Origin of the sequence: Vibrio sp. M250220, assembly GCF_036533795.1 — a bacterium.
Lineage (GTDB): Bacteria > Pseudomonadota > Gammaproteobacteria > Enterobacterales > Vibrionaceae > Vibrio.
The window spans coordinates 36682-52532 of record NZ_JATABI010000024.1 but is presented as its reverse complement, the minus strand read 5'-3'; the positions used below and the strand labels follow the sequence as shown (position 1 = coordinate 52532).

12 protein-coding genes and 1 other annotated feature are annotated in these 15851 nt (G+C 44.4%); of the genes, 7 read left to right on the top strand and 5 right to left on the bottom strand.

From position 1 onward, the window contains the following. Positions 1 to 452: 452 nt before the first annotated feature. The 3 genes from clpB to rluD form a co-directional block, all read right to left on the bottom strand. Entirely contained in the window at positions 453 to 3026 is a 2574-nt protein-coding gene (gene clpB / locus QTN94_RS10300; protein ID WP_269377356.1) for an ATP-dependent chaperone ClpB, read from the bottom strand. A gap of 111 nt (positions 3027 to 3137) precedes the next feature. Continuing rightward, complete coding sequence (gene pgeF / locus QTN94_RS10295; protein WP_331417595.1) at positions 3138 to 3866, bottom strand: peptidoglycan editing factor PgeF; 729 nt, start codon at positions 3864 to 3866, stop codon at positions 3138 to 3140. Between the two features lie 2 nt (positions 3867 to 3868). Next, positions 3869 to 4849: a 23S rRNA pseudouridine(1911/1915/1917) synthase RluD gene (gene rluD, locus QTN94_RS10290; protein ID WP_331417594.1), complete on the bottom strand. Its 981-nt coding sequence runs from the start codon at positions 4847 to 4849 to the stop codon at positions 3869 to 3871. Between the two features lie 134 nt (positions 4850 to 4983). Here rluD and QTN94_RS10285 point away from each other — a divergent pair, with 134 nt between their 5' ends. From QTN94_RS10285 to yjjX, 7 genes are all read left to right on the top strand, one after another. After that, positions 4984 to 5709: an outer membrane protein assembly factor BamD gene (locus tag QTN94_RS10285; protein WP_269377360.1), complete on the top strand. Its 726-nt coding sequence runs from the start codon at positions 4984 to 4986 to the stop codon at positions 5707 to 5709. Positions 5710 to 5823: 114 nt separating this feature from the next. Next, positions 5824 to 7248, top strand: coding sequence for a lytic transglycosylase F (locus QTN94_RS10280; RefSeq protein ID WP_331427588.1), 1425 nt, complete (start codon positions 5824 to 5826; stop codon positions 7246 to 7248). A gap of 343 nt (positions 7249 to 7591) precedes the next feature. Then, complete coding sequence (hpf, locus tag QTN94_RS10275; protein ID WP_138971358.1) at positions 7592 to 7918, top strand: ribosome hibernation-promoting factor, HPF/YfiA family; 327 nt, start codon at positions 7592 to 7594, stop codon at positions 7916 to 7918. Between the two features lie 115 nt (positions 7919 to 8033). Beyond that, positions 8034 to 8153: a sequence feature (Phe leader region), on the top strand. A gap of 13 nt (positions 8154 to 8166) precedes the next feature. Further along, positions 8167 to 9345 (top strand): prephenate dehydratase, encoded by a 1179-nt coding sequence (gene pheA / locus QTN94_RS10270; protein ID WP_138971359.1) that lies wholly within the window; start codon positions 8167 to 8169, stop codon positions 9343 to 9345. Between the two features lie 147 nt (positions 9346 to 9492). Continuing rightward, positions 9493 to 10527, top strand: a complete 1035-nt coding sequence (locus tag QTN94_RS10265; RefSeq protein WP_331427587.1) for a polyamine ABC transporter substrate-binding protein — start codon at positions 9493 to 9495, stop codon at positions 10525 to 10527. After that, the gene (locus QTN94_RS10260) at positions 10511 to 12856 is read left to right on the top strand and encodes a putative bifunctional diguanylate cyclase/phosphodiesterase (protein ID WP_331427586.1); all 2346 of its coding nucleotides are present in this window, start codon (positions 10511 to 10513) and stop codon (positions 12854 to 12856) included. Before QTN94_RS10265 ends, QTN94_RS10260 begins: the two co-directional genes overlap by 17 nt. After that, entirely contained in the window at positions 12822 to 13355 is a 534-nt protein-coding gene (gene yjjX, locus QTN94_RS10255) for an inosine/xanthosine triphosphatase (RefSeq protein WP_331427585.1), read from the top strand. Before QTN94_RS10260 ends, yjjX begins: the two co-directional genes overlap by 35 nt. A 24-nt stretch (positions 13356 to 13379) precedes the next feature. On the opposite strand, the gene trpR is transcribed toward yjjX, so the two are convergent. Together trpR and sltY are read right to left on the bottom strand one after the other, a co-directional pair. Continuing rightward, on the bottom strand, positions 13380 to 13676 hold the full coding sequence (gene trpR / locus QTN94_RS10250; protein WP_138971363.1) for a trp operon repressor: 297 nt from the start codon (positions 13674 to 13676) through the stop codon (positions 13380 to 13382). A gap of 15 nt (positions 13677 to 13691) precedes the next feature. Next, positions 13692 to 15647: a murein transglycosylase gene (gene sltY, locus QTN94_RS10245; protein ID WP_331427584.1), complete on the bottom strand. Its 1956-nt coding sequence runs from the start codon at positions 15645 to 15647 to the stop codon at positions 13692 to 13694. Between the last annotated feature and the right edge of the window lie 204 nt (positions 15648 to 15851).

The following is a 15851-nucleotide window of genomic DNA, read 5'->3' as shown; positions in this document are numbered from 1 at the left end:
TCTAATGTTTCCAAAAGAAGTCTCGTTTGGTCACTTCGTTTCATTGAAACCTAATTTGAAACCCCTCTTTATTTAGAGAAATTTCTAATTGGATTATCATCAACGAGTGCCCACACAGATTGATAGGTCTATATTTTTAAAGAGCTTTTGTTTTGAGGTCTTCTCAAAACGGACGGCCATTTTATCGAGATAACTTTCAGTGTCAAACACTTTTTTCGTTATTTCTTCGAAAGTTATTAGTTAACTTTCACCGTCGTTATTGCCAGCGCTTATTAGCTCGGTATCCCGTGGCAACGGAGGCGCATTATAGGGAGTTTCCAAATGAGTACAAGAGCTAAATTCAAAAAAATATCGTTTTTCGCATCGTTCGCTCACATAACAAACAATAAGCCTAAAAACAGAGCAAAAGGGCCTTAAAAAGGGCCCTTTTGCAAGTGCTGTAATAGCTGTAATTATTGGTGAGCAATAATCTGATCGTTGTTCACCAGCAATTTAACTGGCAGATCCGGGACAACTTTACCTGCCAAAATGGCTTTCGCCAGCGGGTTCTCAACACTTTGCTGAATCGCTCGTTTGAGTGGTCTTGCGCCATATACTGGGTCAAACCCAACTTGAGCAATAAGTTCCAGCGCTTTGTCTGAGACTTCTAGCGAGTAACCTTTCTCTTCCATTCGTTTAGATAAACGCGCTAATTGAATAGAAGCAATCGCTTTAATGTGGTCTTGACCCAATGGGTGGAACACCACACTTTCATCAACTCGGTTTAGGAACTCTGGGCGGAAGTGTTTGCTCACTACATCCATTACTTGCTGTTTCATACCCTGATAATCGACCGTTCCAAAGTTTTCTTGGATTCGAGTCGAACCTAGGTTAGAGGTCATGATCACCACAGTATTGCGAAAATCGACCGTTCTACCCTGCCCATCTGTTAAACGCCCATCATCAAGCACTTGCAGCAAGATGTTAAAGACATCAGGATGCGCCTTTTCAACTTCATCCAACAAGATTACTGAATACGGTTTGCGACGAACCGCTTCTGTCAAATAACCACCTTCTTCGTAACCGACGTAACCTGGAGGCGCACCTACCAATCTCGCCACTGAGTGTTTTTCCATAAATTCAGACATGTCGATACGAACCATCGCATCTTCACTATCGAACATGAATTTAGCCAGTGTCTTACATAGCTCGGTTTTACCTACCCCTGTTGGGCCTAAGAATAGGAATGAGCCAATTGGCTGGTTTGGATCCGACAAGCCTGCACGGCTACGGCGAATGGCATTGGAGACTACCTCTACCGCTTCCGTCTGACCAATGACGCTCTTATGCAGTACATCTTCCATACGTAGCAGTTTTTCTTTTTCTGCTTCCAGCATTTTCGATACCGGTATCCCCGTCTGCTTAGACAGAACATCGGCAATTTCATTGTCTGTGACCTTATTACGCAGTAGGGTCATTTCCTGCATTTCAGCTTGAGTCGCAAGATCTAGCTGTTTTTCTAGTTCAGGGATACGCCCATATTGCAACTCAGACATTCGGTTAAGATCACCAGCTCGACGGGCAAACTCCATATCCATGCGTGCTTGTTCTAGCGCTGATTTAATATGCTGTGTTCCCGACAGAGCCGCTTTTTCTGCGTTCCAGACTTCTTCCAGTTCCGCAAACTCTCTTTCTTTATCCGCTAATTCTTCGTTTAAGATAGTTAGTCGTTTTTCACTGGCATCATCATGTTCATTAATCAAAGCCTGTTGCTCGATTTTGAGCTGAATGATTTTACGCTCTAATTTATCTAAAGATTCCGGTTTAGAGTCGATTTGCATACGGATGCTGGAAGCCGCTTCGTCAATCAAGTCGATGGCTTTATCGGGTAGCTGACGATCTGATACGTAGCGATGCGATAAACTCGCCGCAGCAACAATCGCTGGGTCGGTAATTTCAACGTGGTGATGAAGTTCATAACGCTCTTTAAGTCCTCGTAAGATCGCCACGGTATCTTCAACACTTGGCTCATCAACGATGACTTTTTGGAATCGACGCTCCAACGCTGGGTCTTTCTCTATGTATTGTCGGTACTCGTCAAGTGTCGTCGCACCAACGCAATGCAACTCTCCTCTCGCTAATGCAGGCTTAAGCATGTTGCCTGCATCCATAGAGCCTTCTCCCTTGCCGGCACCAACCATCGTATGAATTTCGTCGATAAAGAGAATAATGTTGCCCTCTTCTTTAGACAGTTCATTGAGAACCGATTTCAGACGCTCTTCAAACTCACCACGATACTTAGCACCTGCCACCAGCGCTCCCATATCGAGCGAGAGCACGCGACGACCGCGCAAGCCTTCGGGTACTTCGTTATTAACGATACGTTGCGCTAAACCTTCAACAATCGCTGTTTTACCAACCCCCGGCTCACCAATTATGACAGGGTTGTTTTTGGTACGACGCTGCAAAACTTGAATGGTGCGGCGAATTTCGTCATCGCGGCCAATCACTGGATCGAGTTTCCCTTGTTCAGCACGCTCTGTCAGATCAATGGTGAATTTTTCCAGTGCTTGGCGAAGCTCTTCCGCATTCGGATCATTCACTTTCTGTCCACCTCGAACCTGATCGATGGCTTCAGATACTTTAGTTTCAGTTAAGCCTAGCTCTTTCAGTAGTGAGCCCAACTGGCCTCGGTCTTCCAATGCCGCTAATAGAAAAATCTCTGATGAGATGTAGGCATCTTGACGCTTCTGAGCCACTTTGTCGCATAGGTTAAACATGGTTCCCATAGCGCTAGAGAGCTGCACATCGCCACCAATACCACTCACTTTTGGTAAACGGTCAAGGATCTCACTCAATTTCGAGCGCAAATGAGTAATGTCTACATTTAGCATGGTGAGCAAGGGACGAATAGGACTGCCATTCTGATCCATTAATGCCACCATCAGGTGCACTGGTTCAATGTATTGATGATCGCGGCCCAATGCCAACGATTGAGCGTCAGATATGGCGATTTGGAATTTGCTTGTGAATCTGTCAAGACGCATATCTACCTTCCTATCTCAACTGAGAAAAAATAACTAATCAGTATGAAAGATGGATACGCCAATAGAGTTTTTCAAGGGGAGGAATAGAGTTTACGGTAGGAAATAAAGCGATTATTTTTCTATCCAGATAAAGGTCGCTTGTCTGCCTGTGATGCCATCTCGGCGGTAGGAATAGAATCGTTCAGAGTCAGAGTAAGTACATAAATTACTATAAAAGATTTGCTCAACACCGACTCGACGCAGTCGTTGGGTAACAAGTAGGTTCATATCCGCTAGCCATTTCCCCTGTTGAGTTCGGGGTTCAAAGGCATCAATGGCTCGTGGTTCAATACAAGTAAATGCCTCTACGACATCTTGACCAACCTCAAATGCACGCGGTCCAATGGCAGGACCAATCCACGCCATAACCTCACCCTCAAACTTTTCGACAGCATTTTCGATAATGCCGTGCGCTAGTCCTCGCCATCCGGCATGAACCGCGGCGACTTGAGTGCCTGACACGTTGGTCAGTAGTACTGGTAAGCAGTCAGCTGTCATTGCCGAGCAGACGACGCCTTGGTGCTCAGTAAACGCTCCGTCAGCATCCAGTACTTCATTGGTTGGAGCATCTAAGTTAACCACCACTGTTGAGTGGGTCTGATTCAGCCATACTGGCGCAGAAGGCATAGACGCTTTCTGCGCCAACCAATGACGATTTTTCTCAACGATCGCATAATCATCACCAACATGAGTCCCAAGGTTAAGTCCTTGATAAGCGCCAACAGAAAAAACTTCTCCTCGAGTAGAGGAAAACGCTTTTATATGTTTCGCAACTGGCCAGTTGGGGATGATCATCTCCATGGTTAGATCTCGTCGCCTAAACCATGTTCACGAACGTCTTGTCGCAGAGCTTCTGCCATGGCAACCATGTCATCTGGTACAGGCGCATGGAATTCGACTTCCTCGCCTGTAATTGGATGTTCAAACTTTAGCATCACAGCGTGAAGCGCTTGACGGTCGAATGAACGAATCATTGTCGCCAACTCTTCTGTCGCGCCCGCCGGAATACGTGCACGTCCACCATAGGCAGTATCACCTAACAGAGGGTGCTGTAGGTATGACATGTGCACACGAATCTGGTGCGTACGACCAGTTTCAAGACGTAGACGGATACGGGTATGTTCGCGGAAGTGTTCTGCCACTCGGTAATGCGTTACGGCGGGTTTGCCCATTGGGCTTACTGCCATTAGAGTACGCTTCGTTGAATGACGACCAATAGGTTGTTCTACTCGCCCACCTGCGGTCATTCTACCAATAGCAATCGCTTCATACTCACGAGTAAAGTGACGCTTTTTCTGCAAAGCACGAACTAATCGTGTCTGTGCCGGAACTGTTTTTGCTACAACCATCAAGCCCGTTGTGTCTTTATCTAGACGGTGAACGATACCTGCACGAGGTACTTCGGCAATATTTGGGTAATGATGGAGTAAAGCATTCAGCACAGTGCCATCTGGCGTGCCTGCTCCTGGGTGAACAACAAAACCACGTGGTTTATTGATCACTAGAATGTCATCGTCTTCATAAACGATGTCTAATGGAATATCTTGCGCTTCCCAACGCTGCTCATCTTCAAGTTCCGCTTGCAGAATAATCTCTTCACCGCCCATCACTTTGGTACGAGGCTTGGTGACGACTTCACCATTCACCTGAACTTTCCCGTCTAATAGCCACTCTTTGAGGCGTGAACGAGAGAAATCAGCGAATAATTCCGCAATAGCCTGGTCTAGGCGCTGCCCTAGTTGGCTATCTTTTACTGTGTTTGTTAACTCAATCTGCTGGGCCATATCGAACTTTTTTAAAAACTGTGAGACTAATTGTCACTACTGTGGAAAAATGTACTATTGGACATTGTATCTGTTACGGAATAGAAAGTAACGGAAGCAACAGAAATATTTATCTCAAGGAATCGAATCCTGACATGAAAAAGCATACTTTATCTGGCTTGTTGGCATTATCAGTACTGGTAGGCTGCTCTAGCAGCGAAGAGGTTGTTCCAGATGTGCCACCATCTGAGCTTTACTCAGAAGCACAGGTTTCGCTTCAAAGTGGTAACTGGCTTACTGCCATTGATAAACTTGAAGCACTCGACTCTCGTTACCCATTTGGTGCTTACTCAGAACAGGTTCAGCTAGACCTAATTTATGCGTACTACAAAAATGATGACCTAGCATTAGGTCTCGCGACGATTGAACGCTTTACACGCTTAAACCCAACTCACGAAAAATTGGATTGGGTTCTTTACATGCGTGGCTTGACACACATGGCACAAGACCGCAACTTTATGCATGACTTGCTTAACACTGATCGTAGCGATCGTGATCCTGAGCCTGTGAAAAAAGCCTTTGCTGACTTTAAGAAACTGCTTGAACGCTACCCAGATAGCCCTTACGCAGAAGACTCACAAAAACGCATGTATGCGCTAAAAAATCGTCTTGCTCAATATGATTTAGCAACGGCCGACTTTTATCTACGCCGTGAGGCTTGGATTGCCGCGATTAACCGCACCCAAGAATTGCAAAAAACCTATCCAGATACTGAAGCCGCTCGCAAATCACTTGAGATTCAATTGGAAGCCTACAAGCAACTAGGACTTGAAGATGCGATCAAAAGAACTGAGCAACTGATTGAGCTTAACCCTCAGTAAGCGTCTATTAAATAAAGCAAAAAAACCTCCGACATGGAGGTTTTTTTATTGGCGAACTTTGCGCATGTTGAACTAAAGAACTACATTTTATTCAGTGTATTGTTGAGGTGTTGCATGCTACGAACCGTTGCTATTATTTCTTTACTGTGCTTTTTCATCGGAAACGCGCATGCCTTGTCACTTTCACCACTACAAAAACAACCCTATTTTGGTGATCTCTCTCAGTTGGAGAAAAAAGGGGCCATTAGAGTATTGGTCGCTGCGGATTTAGGTTTCTACTATATAGAGGATGGCCGGCCAAAAGGTATCCTTGCGGAGCTCCTTTACCATTTTGAAAAAGAACTTAGGCAACGTTCTTCCTACTTCAATTTACAAGTGATCCCTGTTCACCGTGATGAACTGCTTCCTGCGCTAGTTGACGGTTACGGTGACTTAGCCGTCGCCAATTTAACCGTGACCGAAACACGAATCGAGCAAGTCGCCTTTAGTGATCCTGTGCTGACTGGCGTTGAGGAGTTACTCATCACCCACAAAGATGAGACTCCAATAGAACAGCTATCGCAGCTAAGCGGTCGAGATATTTGGGTACGTGCAAGTTCGAGCTACTTTGAGAGCATACAAAAACTCAACCAGAAGCTAGAACAGCAGTCACTCCCTCCAATCACAGTCCGTTTTGTCGAAGAAACACTTCAAGACTACGAACTCATTGAAATGGTCAACCAGGGACATGTTCCAGCCACCGTGCTAGACAGTCATAAAAGTGAGTTATGGTTGAAAGTGATGGAGAATATTCAGATTCACTCATCTCTTCCTCTCAGAACAGATGGTGAAGTAGCATGGGCGATGCGCCAACAAAGCCCCCAGCTTGCGGCCTTTGTAAACCAGTACCTCAAGGATTATCGCTCCGGCACTTTGCTTGGGAATGTCATCTATGCCAAATATCTTGACAATACGAACTGGCTTAAACGAATTCTCAACCCCAATCACATCAATAAACTTGAGTCTCTCTCACCGATCTTTGATCTCTACTCAGAACAATACCGTTTCGATTCATTAATGATTTCGGCTCAAGGTTTTCAAGAATCAGGGCTGGATCAGAGTAAGGTCTCGCACAAAGGGGCTGTCGGCGTGATGCAGGTACTACCCAGCACGGCAAAAGATCCCAATGTAAATATTCCTGATATCTATCAAGTAGATAACAATATCCATGCGGGTGTGAAATACATGCGTTTTATCAAGGACCGATATTTCAATGACGACAATATCCTTCCTGATGATCAGGTCTACTTTACATTAGCCGCGTACAATGCAGGGCCAGCCAATATTAGGAAAATGCGACGACTCGCTGAACAGAATGGTTATGACCCGAACAAATGGTTTCGCAACGTAGAAATTATGGCTCGAAGAAATATCGGCAGAGAGCCCGTTCACTACGTATCCAATATCAATCGCTACTTTGTCATCTACAAACAGCTCAAATCTCTAAAGCAACTGAGGGAGCATCAAGCGGCACAAGCCCAATTAGTGACCATTGAATAGAGCTCAAGAGTTATTTGAAGTTAGTTAGAGAAATAAAGCTGAAGAAAATCTGGGATTTAATTCACAAATGCTAGGTGGCTAAATGATAGGCAAAGACTTTTATTAGGTCGAACAACGTCCCTAAAAAGCATTGAATTTTTAGCACGTTACCCTTACCAATCTAATCGGTTTTTCATCTAGCACAAGCTTTTTCACACTAAAATTCACGTACTCTTTGAGTTGGATCACGTTTAGTTTTAAGCACGAAAAACACCTACCAATAAGCGATCTAGATCACATTATTTTATCTTTGAATAAGTAATCTGGAGTTAACCCATGAGGGATTAAACAGAGGAAAACATCTATGAAAGTAAATATCACTGGTAAAAATATCGACATCACCTCTGCAATCCGCACTCATATTGAGAGCAAGTTTAAGAAGTTAGAAAAGTGGCAAGTAGACATCATCGGTTGTCAGGCGACCTTCAGCGAGGAGCCAAATAAACAGAAAAAATTTGAAGCTGTTATCACCGTGCCTAAAGGACAACTAGTTGCTTCTGCTACTCACGAAGATTTATATGCTGCCGTTAATGAGGTAGAACAAAAGTTAGAACGCCAGCTAAACAAACTGCGCCACAAACCTGAAGCGCGCCGTACCGATAAGCCAGAGCTTGAAGAAGAAACGGAATAAAATCGAATTTTGTACCAGCAATTAAAAATAGCGCCTAGGGGCGCTATTTTTTTGTTGACGCTCCATACTCCGTTGCTTATTGTGTTTAAAGATTCACAACAAAGTAAATTGTTATGCACCAACTCACTCTGTTCTTTTTTGACTTCTTTTTTCTCCATTAAACTTGGGGGCTCTCGCGTTTTCGAAAGATAAGTCAAAAACGAACAGAAAGCCTCCCACGGGAGGCTTTTTTTATGAGGAATACTAGGATGACTGACCAAAAATACTCACTTGAAGAAATACGACTGCGTTTAAACGAACTGGATGATCAGCTGCTAAGACTGTTATCTGAACGTCGTAAAATGAGTATAGAGGTCGCGAAAAGTAAAGTGCAGACCTCCAAACCTGTGCGAGATGCCGATCGAGAACAACAGCTATTAGTTAAGTTGATCAATAACGGACAAGATAAGTACCAACTTGATGCTCAGTACATCACCAAATTATTCCACACCATCATCGAAGACTCTGTTTTACTACAGCAATCATACCTGCAAAATTTGGCCAACCCAGAGCTGAGCCGCAAGCCTCTGGCTCGTGTTGCTTTCCTCGGTTCAAAGGGCTCATACTCACATCTCGCCAGTCGAGAGTACTTCAGTCGCAAGAACACAGAACTCATCGAACTGAACTGTGAACACTTCAAGCAAGTCACTAATACTGTTGAGTCAGGTCATGCAGACTTTGGTGTACTTCCTATCGAAAACACCAGTTCAGGTTCAATTAACGAAGTATATGACCTACTGCAACACACTACTCTATACATTGTCGGCGAGCTAACGCTGCCTATCGAGCATTGCTTAGTCGCGAACTCCGATCTACGTCTTGAAGAGATCAAAACGCTCTACTCACACCCGCAACCACATGCACAGTGTAGTGAGTTCTTGAGTAAACTCGAAGGCGTTAAGCTTGAATCTTGTGCCAGCACCGCCGACGCAATGAGAAAAGTAAAGGAACTAAACCGCAATGATGTCGCAGCGATTGGCAATGCGTCTAGCGGTAAGCTGTACGGTCTACAGCCTATCCAAAGTAATATCGCCAACCAGACAGAAAACCATACTCGCTTTATTGTCGTTGCTCGTAAGCCTGTCGAGGTATCTGCGCAAATCCCTGCGAAGACCACTTTAATCATGTCAACGTCACAAGAAGCGGGCTCACTGGTTGAAACACTGTTGATACTGCAACGTTACGGCATCAATATGACTAAACTGGAATCACGTCCAATCATGGGTAATCCGTGGGAAGAGATGTTCTACGTCGATCTCGAAGCTCATTTAGACTCTCAACAAATGCAGCATGCGTTGAATGAATTGACTAAGATCACTAAACATCTGAAAGTGTTGGGGTGTTACCCAAGCGAAAATGTGAAGCCCACTCAGGTTAAATTACAATAATTAGTCTACGTAGCTCAAAGAAATCTTATCTAACAGCTGACACTTTTCACTAATATTCTTAGTATCTAACATTTAGTTGCATATTAGTGTTGTGTCAGCTCTATTCAGCTGATCTTAAGTACTCTTTTAAGGTATCGCCCAGTCAGCATGAGAACTTCGTTGTTATCCCTAGTGTTTCTGATCAGTTCTTCAGTTTGCGCTTCTTCATTAAGCGTTTACATGTGGGAAGACTCTCTCTCACCAACCGTACGGAACAATTGGGAAGCCCTGTCAGGTGTGCCACTACATCTCTCTCATTTCGATAATGATGACGAACGTAGTCTATTGATGATGAAAAGTTTCCAGCTACCATTTGATGTTGTGGTACTTGACAATGTGTCGGCACAAATTTACGGAAGAATTGGCGCTTTTGAAGAGTTAACCCAGCTAAAAAACAGAACGAATAATGCAGAGAGTTGGAACCAAGCGTGTGGTGACTACGCCGTTCCTTACTTCTGGGGTTCGGTAGGCATCGCTTACCGCAAAGATCGCATCTCTTTACCACCAAAAACTTGGCAAGGGTTTGTGACTCCTCCACCAGAGCTAGTGGGTAAAATCGGGATGATCAATGACAGTACTGAAACGTTCTTACCCGTTCTTTATAGCCTAAACATGTCACCGACAACCGCTAACCCTGCTGATTTGCAAGAAGCCTACCCTAAACTGCTCGATTTCAATCGAGCCGTTCACACCTACGAATATGTTCTCAGCCATATCAGAAGCCAATCAGACGATGCCCCTTTAGAAATGGCCTTAGCGTACAGTGGCGATCAGCACTCGTTGAACCGCTATCTTGGTCAAAATCTATGGGAATACGTCATCCCTGAAGGGGAGATGTTTATTTGGATAGACTGTCTGGCTGTAAGCAGCCACTCTGAGAACAAAGCACAAGCAGTGGAATTTTTAGAGTATTTAATGACGCCAGATGTAGCCGCAACAAATGCAATCGATATAAAAGCTGCGACTCCGAATATTAAAGCAACGGAGCTCTTACCCGACTGGTACCTAAACGATACAACATTATTTCCACCAGCCAACCGGTTAGAGCATGCTCTTATAGATAGCGAACTCTCGGCAGAAAACATCAGTCTAAGAGCAAAGATAATTAATAGGTTACTAAGTCAACATGAAGTTAAACACTAGAGTCCTGCTACTCGTTGCGCCCGTCATCCTATTAAGTGCGGCTATCTCTAGCTATAGCATCTATATGAATCAAAAGGACGCATTCATAAAGCGTGAAAGCAGCTACTTGCAGTTTTCTATGGAGAAGCTTGCCAGCCATTTTCGTCAATCTATCTCATTGATCAATAGTTACTCGCTCACCTTAACTAAGAGCGACATTATTCGCCGTTACTTCGGTCAGTCGGATAATCCTTATCGCGAGATGAGAATGATTGAAAACCTGCAAGACACCATAAAGAGCCTGCAACCCAATCAAGAAGATGACATTGCTGTTGCCATTATAGATGGTCAACAGAATGTTCGTTTTTATGCGGACAATCAGAGTGATCCTTTTGCCAAGCTCGATGAGAACGTCTTAAAGTATGTGCAGCATTTCTATCAAAACACTGGTGACAATTCTCACACTGGTTTCGCCAAAGGTTATCAAGGTCAAAGTATCCTGATTCGCTATGATGTGCTTGATGCTCATACTCTTAGCTCACCCTTGAGTTACAACAAGGATCAAGTTTTCTTTGTTGTTGTGTCTCTTTCATTGAGCAAGTTTGATCAGCTCAAAAGTAGTCTGGAATTCGACAACGACAGCAGTATTTTCTTTTCTTCGCAGCCAGTGACCAAGTCCGGATTAACGCAATCTATTGAGCTTAAAACAGGGCTGTACGCAACGTTAGATCCCGCACAATATCTAATAACAGAAAAGCTCGCTAAAGTTGAACAGCGTTTGCAGCTCTCCTTTGGCGCCTCTTCCGCGGCCACGGTGCTAATCCTACTGTTCTTACTTTACCGTCACGTCATCAGTCCGATCACCCACCTTGATCGTCAACTGAGAGAGGTCGAACTTCGTCAACGGGTTAATATCGAGAAACTCACTAGTAAAAATGAAATTGGTCGCCTTTCTGTTCGTTTCTACGATATGTATAAAGAACTCAATTCAAGCTACCAAAAAACCAAAGCGATGGCTGAAAATGACCATTTGACTCAGCTTGCCAATCGCTACCAATTCCAAGTGTATGTTGAGCGCACACTCGCAAACAAACATCGCTATACTCACGCTTGGATTCTGTACATCGATTTGGACAATTTTAAATACGTCAACGATAAATATGGCCACCATATAGGGGACTCATTGCTGGTCAATTTTGCCGAGCACATTCGCACACTTAGCCAAAGTAAACAGCAACACCATGGCATTGAATGCATGGCATCTCGTCTATCTGGTGATGAATTTGCCATTTTCATCGCCGCCGGCCACGACGGTCAATATGCTGATCACATCGCACAAGCGGTATTAGAACCGATTCAGAATCATGCGGATCCTAAACTAGGTCGCTTCCCTATTACCGCCAGTATCGGTATCGCTTCATACCCAGATGACGGTATGGTGCTTGCAAAACTACTTTCAAACGCCGATACGGCGATGTATCAAGCCAAGCGAGCAGGTAAAAACCAAATCGCTCACTATTCGAAGGAGCTTGATGATATTGTCCAACGTCGAACTCAGGTAGAACGAGCGCTGCGCAACGGTGACTTAGACAATGAATTCACGTTGCTCTACCAACCTTACTATGATCGCCTAGGTGAAAAGATAAAAGGTGTCGAGGCTTTATTACGCTGGGATTCTCCGAAACTCGGCAAGGTGACACCAACTGAATTTATCCCAATATCTGAACAGATTGGGCTATTTGGCATGATAGACCGTTGGGTTATAAAGCAAGCTTTCAAAGATTTTACCCAATTGCAGGCTTGCTTTGACGAGCCGATCCAGCTATCAGTCAACCTTTCTTCTGCGGAGCTTGATTCACTACAGTTAGCGAACGACATTGAAGAACTGATGTCCTTGTATCCGATTCAGGCTGATTTGATTGATTTTGAAATCACAGAAACATTTGCATCCGATTCACAAAGCTATAGCTTGCTCTACGCTTTGACGCAGATGGGCTTTAAGTTGACGATTGATGACTTTGGTTCCGGCTACAGTTCTATTACTCAGCTAGTCGAATACCCTGTACAGAAAATTAAGTTTGACCGCGAGTTTTTGGAAACCTTAATCAAAACCGATAATCAACAAGTTGTGAAACCACTGGTTGATCTTTGTCATTCTCAATCTATGATGGTGACCGCGGAAGGGATTGAATCACCAGAGATGCACCGCTGGTTAGCAGACAATAAATGCGACTATATGCAAGGCTACTATCTCTCTGCTCCTCTGCCTTTATCCCAGTTACAGTTTGCTCAAACTCAATCCAAAGGAAGTCGAGATGTCGAAAAAGAAGGTGATTGTAGCATCGCTTAATCCTGCCAAAATCAATGCGGTTAAAAGTGCCTTCGAAGCCACTTTTCCAACTGAGAAGTTTGATTTTGTCGGTACAAGTGTTCCAAGCGAAGTTGCAGACCAACCGATGAGCAATGAAGAAACGTATACCGGTGCCATAAACCGAGTCCGTAACGCCAAACAAGTTGTCCCTGATGCCGATTATTATGTTGGTTTAGAGGCGGGTATCGAAAGTAATGTCACGTTTGCCTGGATGGTCATTGAATCGGCGACTCACCGTGGCGAGTCGCGCTCTGCCAGTTTGATGTTGCCACCACTGGTCATAGAGAAGCTCAAAGACGCGAATGAATTGGGCGATGTGATGGACGAGGTGTTCGCGACTGAAAATATTAAGCAAAAAGGGGGGGCGATCAGCTTACTTACTCATAATCTGCTGACCCGCAGCTCCGTATATCATCAAGCGCTGATTCTCGCCTTGATTCCTTTTGCCAATCCTGACCACTTTCCAGCGAATCTGTAAAAAAATAAGGATGCAAATGCATCCTTATTTTTTATTCAGCAACTGAGCAATCGCCTGTTTTTCATCAGGACTTTTTGATTTTAGTTCATTGGAGCCACGTGTGATGGTTGCAATGCCAACACCTAGCATTTGGCTTATCTGTCGCTGTGACAACTCCCCTTTCAGTAACTCACGGAAGATGTTGACTCTCGCCACTAAAGCCTCTCTCTCATCAGGAGTCAGTAGCATGGTTAGTAACATTTCATGCTGTTGAGATTGAGTGCTTTGGTCAATCAGGTCTAAGATCTGCTGCCACTCTTTGTATTCTGGTTCCAATGACATTTGATAAGGTGCTCGCTAATATTTCGCGTTCAGCTCATGCTGATTCAAGAACGCCCCATCCACTCCTAAGACTTCGCGATAATAAGTTTCAAACATTAAAATGTTCTGCACATACCCACGTGTCTCATTGAATGGTATCGCCTCGATAAATGCATAAGCGTCTAGTTTTCCCTGGGTCTGACTTCGCCAGGTTTTCACTCTATGAGGCCCAGCATTATACGCGGCTAACGCGAAAATTCGATTGTTATCGTACTGTTTTAATAGCCCATCTAGATAATGGCTACCAATTTCGATGTTCTTACCCACTTGGTACAAATCATCTTTGCCCTGATACGTCAGCTTATACTTTCTCGCCGTGTACTTAGCGGTTGAGGGCATAATCTGCATAATTCCACGAGCACCAACGGGGGATTTCGCTTCGATATCCATCGCACTCTCTTGGCGAGCCAGAGACATCAATGTTATTGGGTCGATGCTGTGTTTATCTGCATAGAAATCAAACCACCAGCGATGAGCGACTGGGAATCGAATCTGCAAATTATCCCACATTTGTGCTTTGATGCTCGCTGCAACGGTTAAATGGTGCCAGCCTTTGAAAGAAGCAAATGCAGCCAACATCTCTTGCTGTTTTTTATCTGCTCGTTCAAGTAGCCAACGCCACTCACTTTTCGCTGCGGTAATCTTATCGCGATCAATCAGTTCTTCTATTCTTATCAGCTCGGTAGAAAACCCTTTAAGCAGACTCTTATCGAGTAAAATTTCTGAGGTTGGATACTCGACTGAACGCTTAAGCTCTTTCGCAGCAGCCACGCTGTAAAAGTTACGTTGACCAATTAATCTCTCTAAGCGCTGATGGCCTTGAGCTTTCTGACCTGACTCTATTTCACTGCGCCCTAACCAATACTGCCAACGGAGAGTTTCCTGAGAAGGCTGAGGTAACTTGTGAATCCATTTATCAACACTTGGCCAATCTGCCATTTGGATAGCGAGCCGTACACGACGCTCTATCAATGCGACGTTTGATGACTTTACTATCTGCTTATCACGCCATTTAGCTAATGATGAAGAGTCCGTATTAATGAGTCGAAACGAGATGTAGTCCGCCAATGATTGCTGAGTATCCTCCGTCAGCTTTTGTCCTTGAGCCACCAAGCTGAACTGCTGCTGAGCTTGTTCGACATCTTTACGGGCAAGTTTCTTCAGAGCCAGTTCAGCCAGTTTCTGATTAACAGGCGTTACCTGCTGTTTTTTTGCAAACGCTCCGACTCGTTCGGGGTTCCCAAATAGATCCTGCATCTGTTCCGCTTGGCCTGTCGCCTGCGACGACTTGACCTGTTTCTTCAGGTAGCTCATCAAGGTACCATTGCGTGCTTCAAAAGCGAGAAGCATGCGCTCAACGACCATTTGATCACTTTTCAGCCCGGCTTTGTCCCATGCCTCAAACAAAGGATCACAAGCATCCGCAATACTGTGCCCAGATAACCAGAGTTTTTCTGCCCCCTCGAATGCTATCTTTTCATTTCCTTGTTGAGCATGTGCATTGTAATAATGGCATTGATACGTTTCGCCACGAGGCTCACTCGTTTGGAACGCTAATATGGTCTTCCAATCACCTTTTTTTGCCAATTCATCCAGATACGGGGCTCGAATCCGAGCTGAAAAAGGGAAACTGTGATGCTGTTGGATAAATGACTCAACCTCCGTTGGCGAGCGCTGTGCAATGTCAACAAGAAAGGTACGGTAATCGATGTAAGGCGTCAGTGGGTAGTCAGCGATTTGTGAACGAATTTTAAGATACTGAGCGACTTGCTTGGCATCTAAAAACTCTTGAGCTTGGTCATACAAATCTCTTTGCTGTTTTAAATCAGCAGCCACCACAGATGTGGCAAAGGTTGCGCTGCATATCATCGAAGAAACAAGAGCTAGCGATGAAGAGATGCGATGCAGCGACTTTCGGAAAGTCTGCGTCATAAAGGCTCGTCCTAGAGAATAGAAAGCTATGATGTTCCTTATTAAGACTCATTGTAATCAGACCTGTAAAGCGCGGAGATGTAAATAATAATAAATTCACATAACTGTGACATTTGGCTTGCTTTAAGTGAAGCAGTGCACGCTAAATCACCAATTAATGACACCGACAGCGAAGCACACCGTTTATCTAGTAACAAACTGCTC

What these genes read in the sequence shown, in the direction of transcription:
- clpB (WP_269377356.1), bottom strand. Translation starts at nt 3,026, where the DNA reads ATGCGTCTTGACAGATTCACAAGCAAATTCCAAATCGCCATATCTGAC.
- pgeF (WP_331417595.1), bottom strand. Translation starts at nt 3,866, where the DNA reads ATGGAGATGATCATCCCCAACTGGCCAGTTGCGAAACATATAAAAGCG.
- rluD (WP_331417594.1), bottom strand. Translation starts at nt 4,849, where the DNA reads ATGGCCCAGCAGATTGAGTTAACAAACACAGTAAAAGATAGCCAACTA.
- QTN94_RS10285 (WP_269377360.1), top strand. Translation starts at nt 4,984, where the DNA reads ATGAAAAAGCATACTTTATCTGGCTTGTTGGCATTATCAGTACTGGTA.
- QTN94_RS10280 (WP_331427588.1), top strand. Translation starts at nt 5,824, where the DNA reads ATGCTACGAACCGTTGCTATTATTTCTTTACTGTGCTTTTTCATCGGA.
- hpf (WP_138971358.1), top strand. Translation starts at nt 7,592, where the DNA reads ATGAAAGTAAATATCACTGGTAAAAATATCGACATCACCTCTGCAATC.
- pheA (WP_138971359.1), top strand. Translation starts at nt 8,167, where the DNA reads ATGACTGACCAAAAATACTCACTTGAAGAAATACGACTGCGTTTAAAC.
- QTN94_RS10265 (WP_331427587.1), top strand. Translation starts at nt 9,493, where the DNA reads ATGAGAACTTCGTTGTTATCCCTAGTGTTTCTGATCAGTTCTTCAGTT.
- QTN94_RS10260 (WP_331427586.1), top strand. Translation starts at nt 10,511, where the DNA reads ATGAAGTTAAACACTAGAGTCCTGCTACTCGTTGCGCCCGTCATCCTA.
- yjjX (WP_331427585.1), top strand. Translation starts at nt 12,822, where the DNA reads ATGTCGAAAAAGAAGGTGATTGTAGCATCGCTTAATCCTGCCAAAATC.
- trpR (WP_138971363.1), bottom strand. Translation starts at nt 13,676, where the DNA reads ATGTCATTGGAACCAGAATACAAAGAGTGGCAGCAGATCTTAGACCTG.
- sltY (WP_331427584.1), bottom strand. Translation starts at nt 15,647, where the DNA reads ATGACGCAGACTTTCCGAAAGTCGCTGCATCGCATCTCTTCATCGCTA.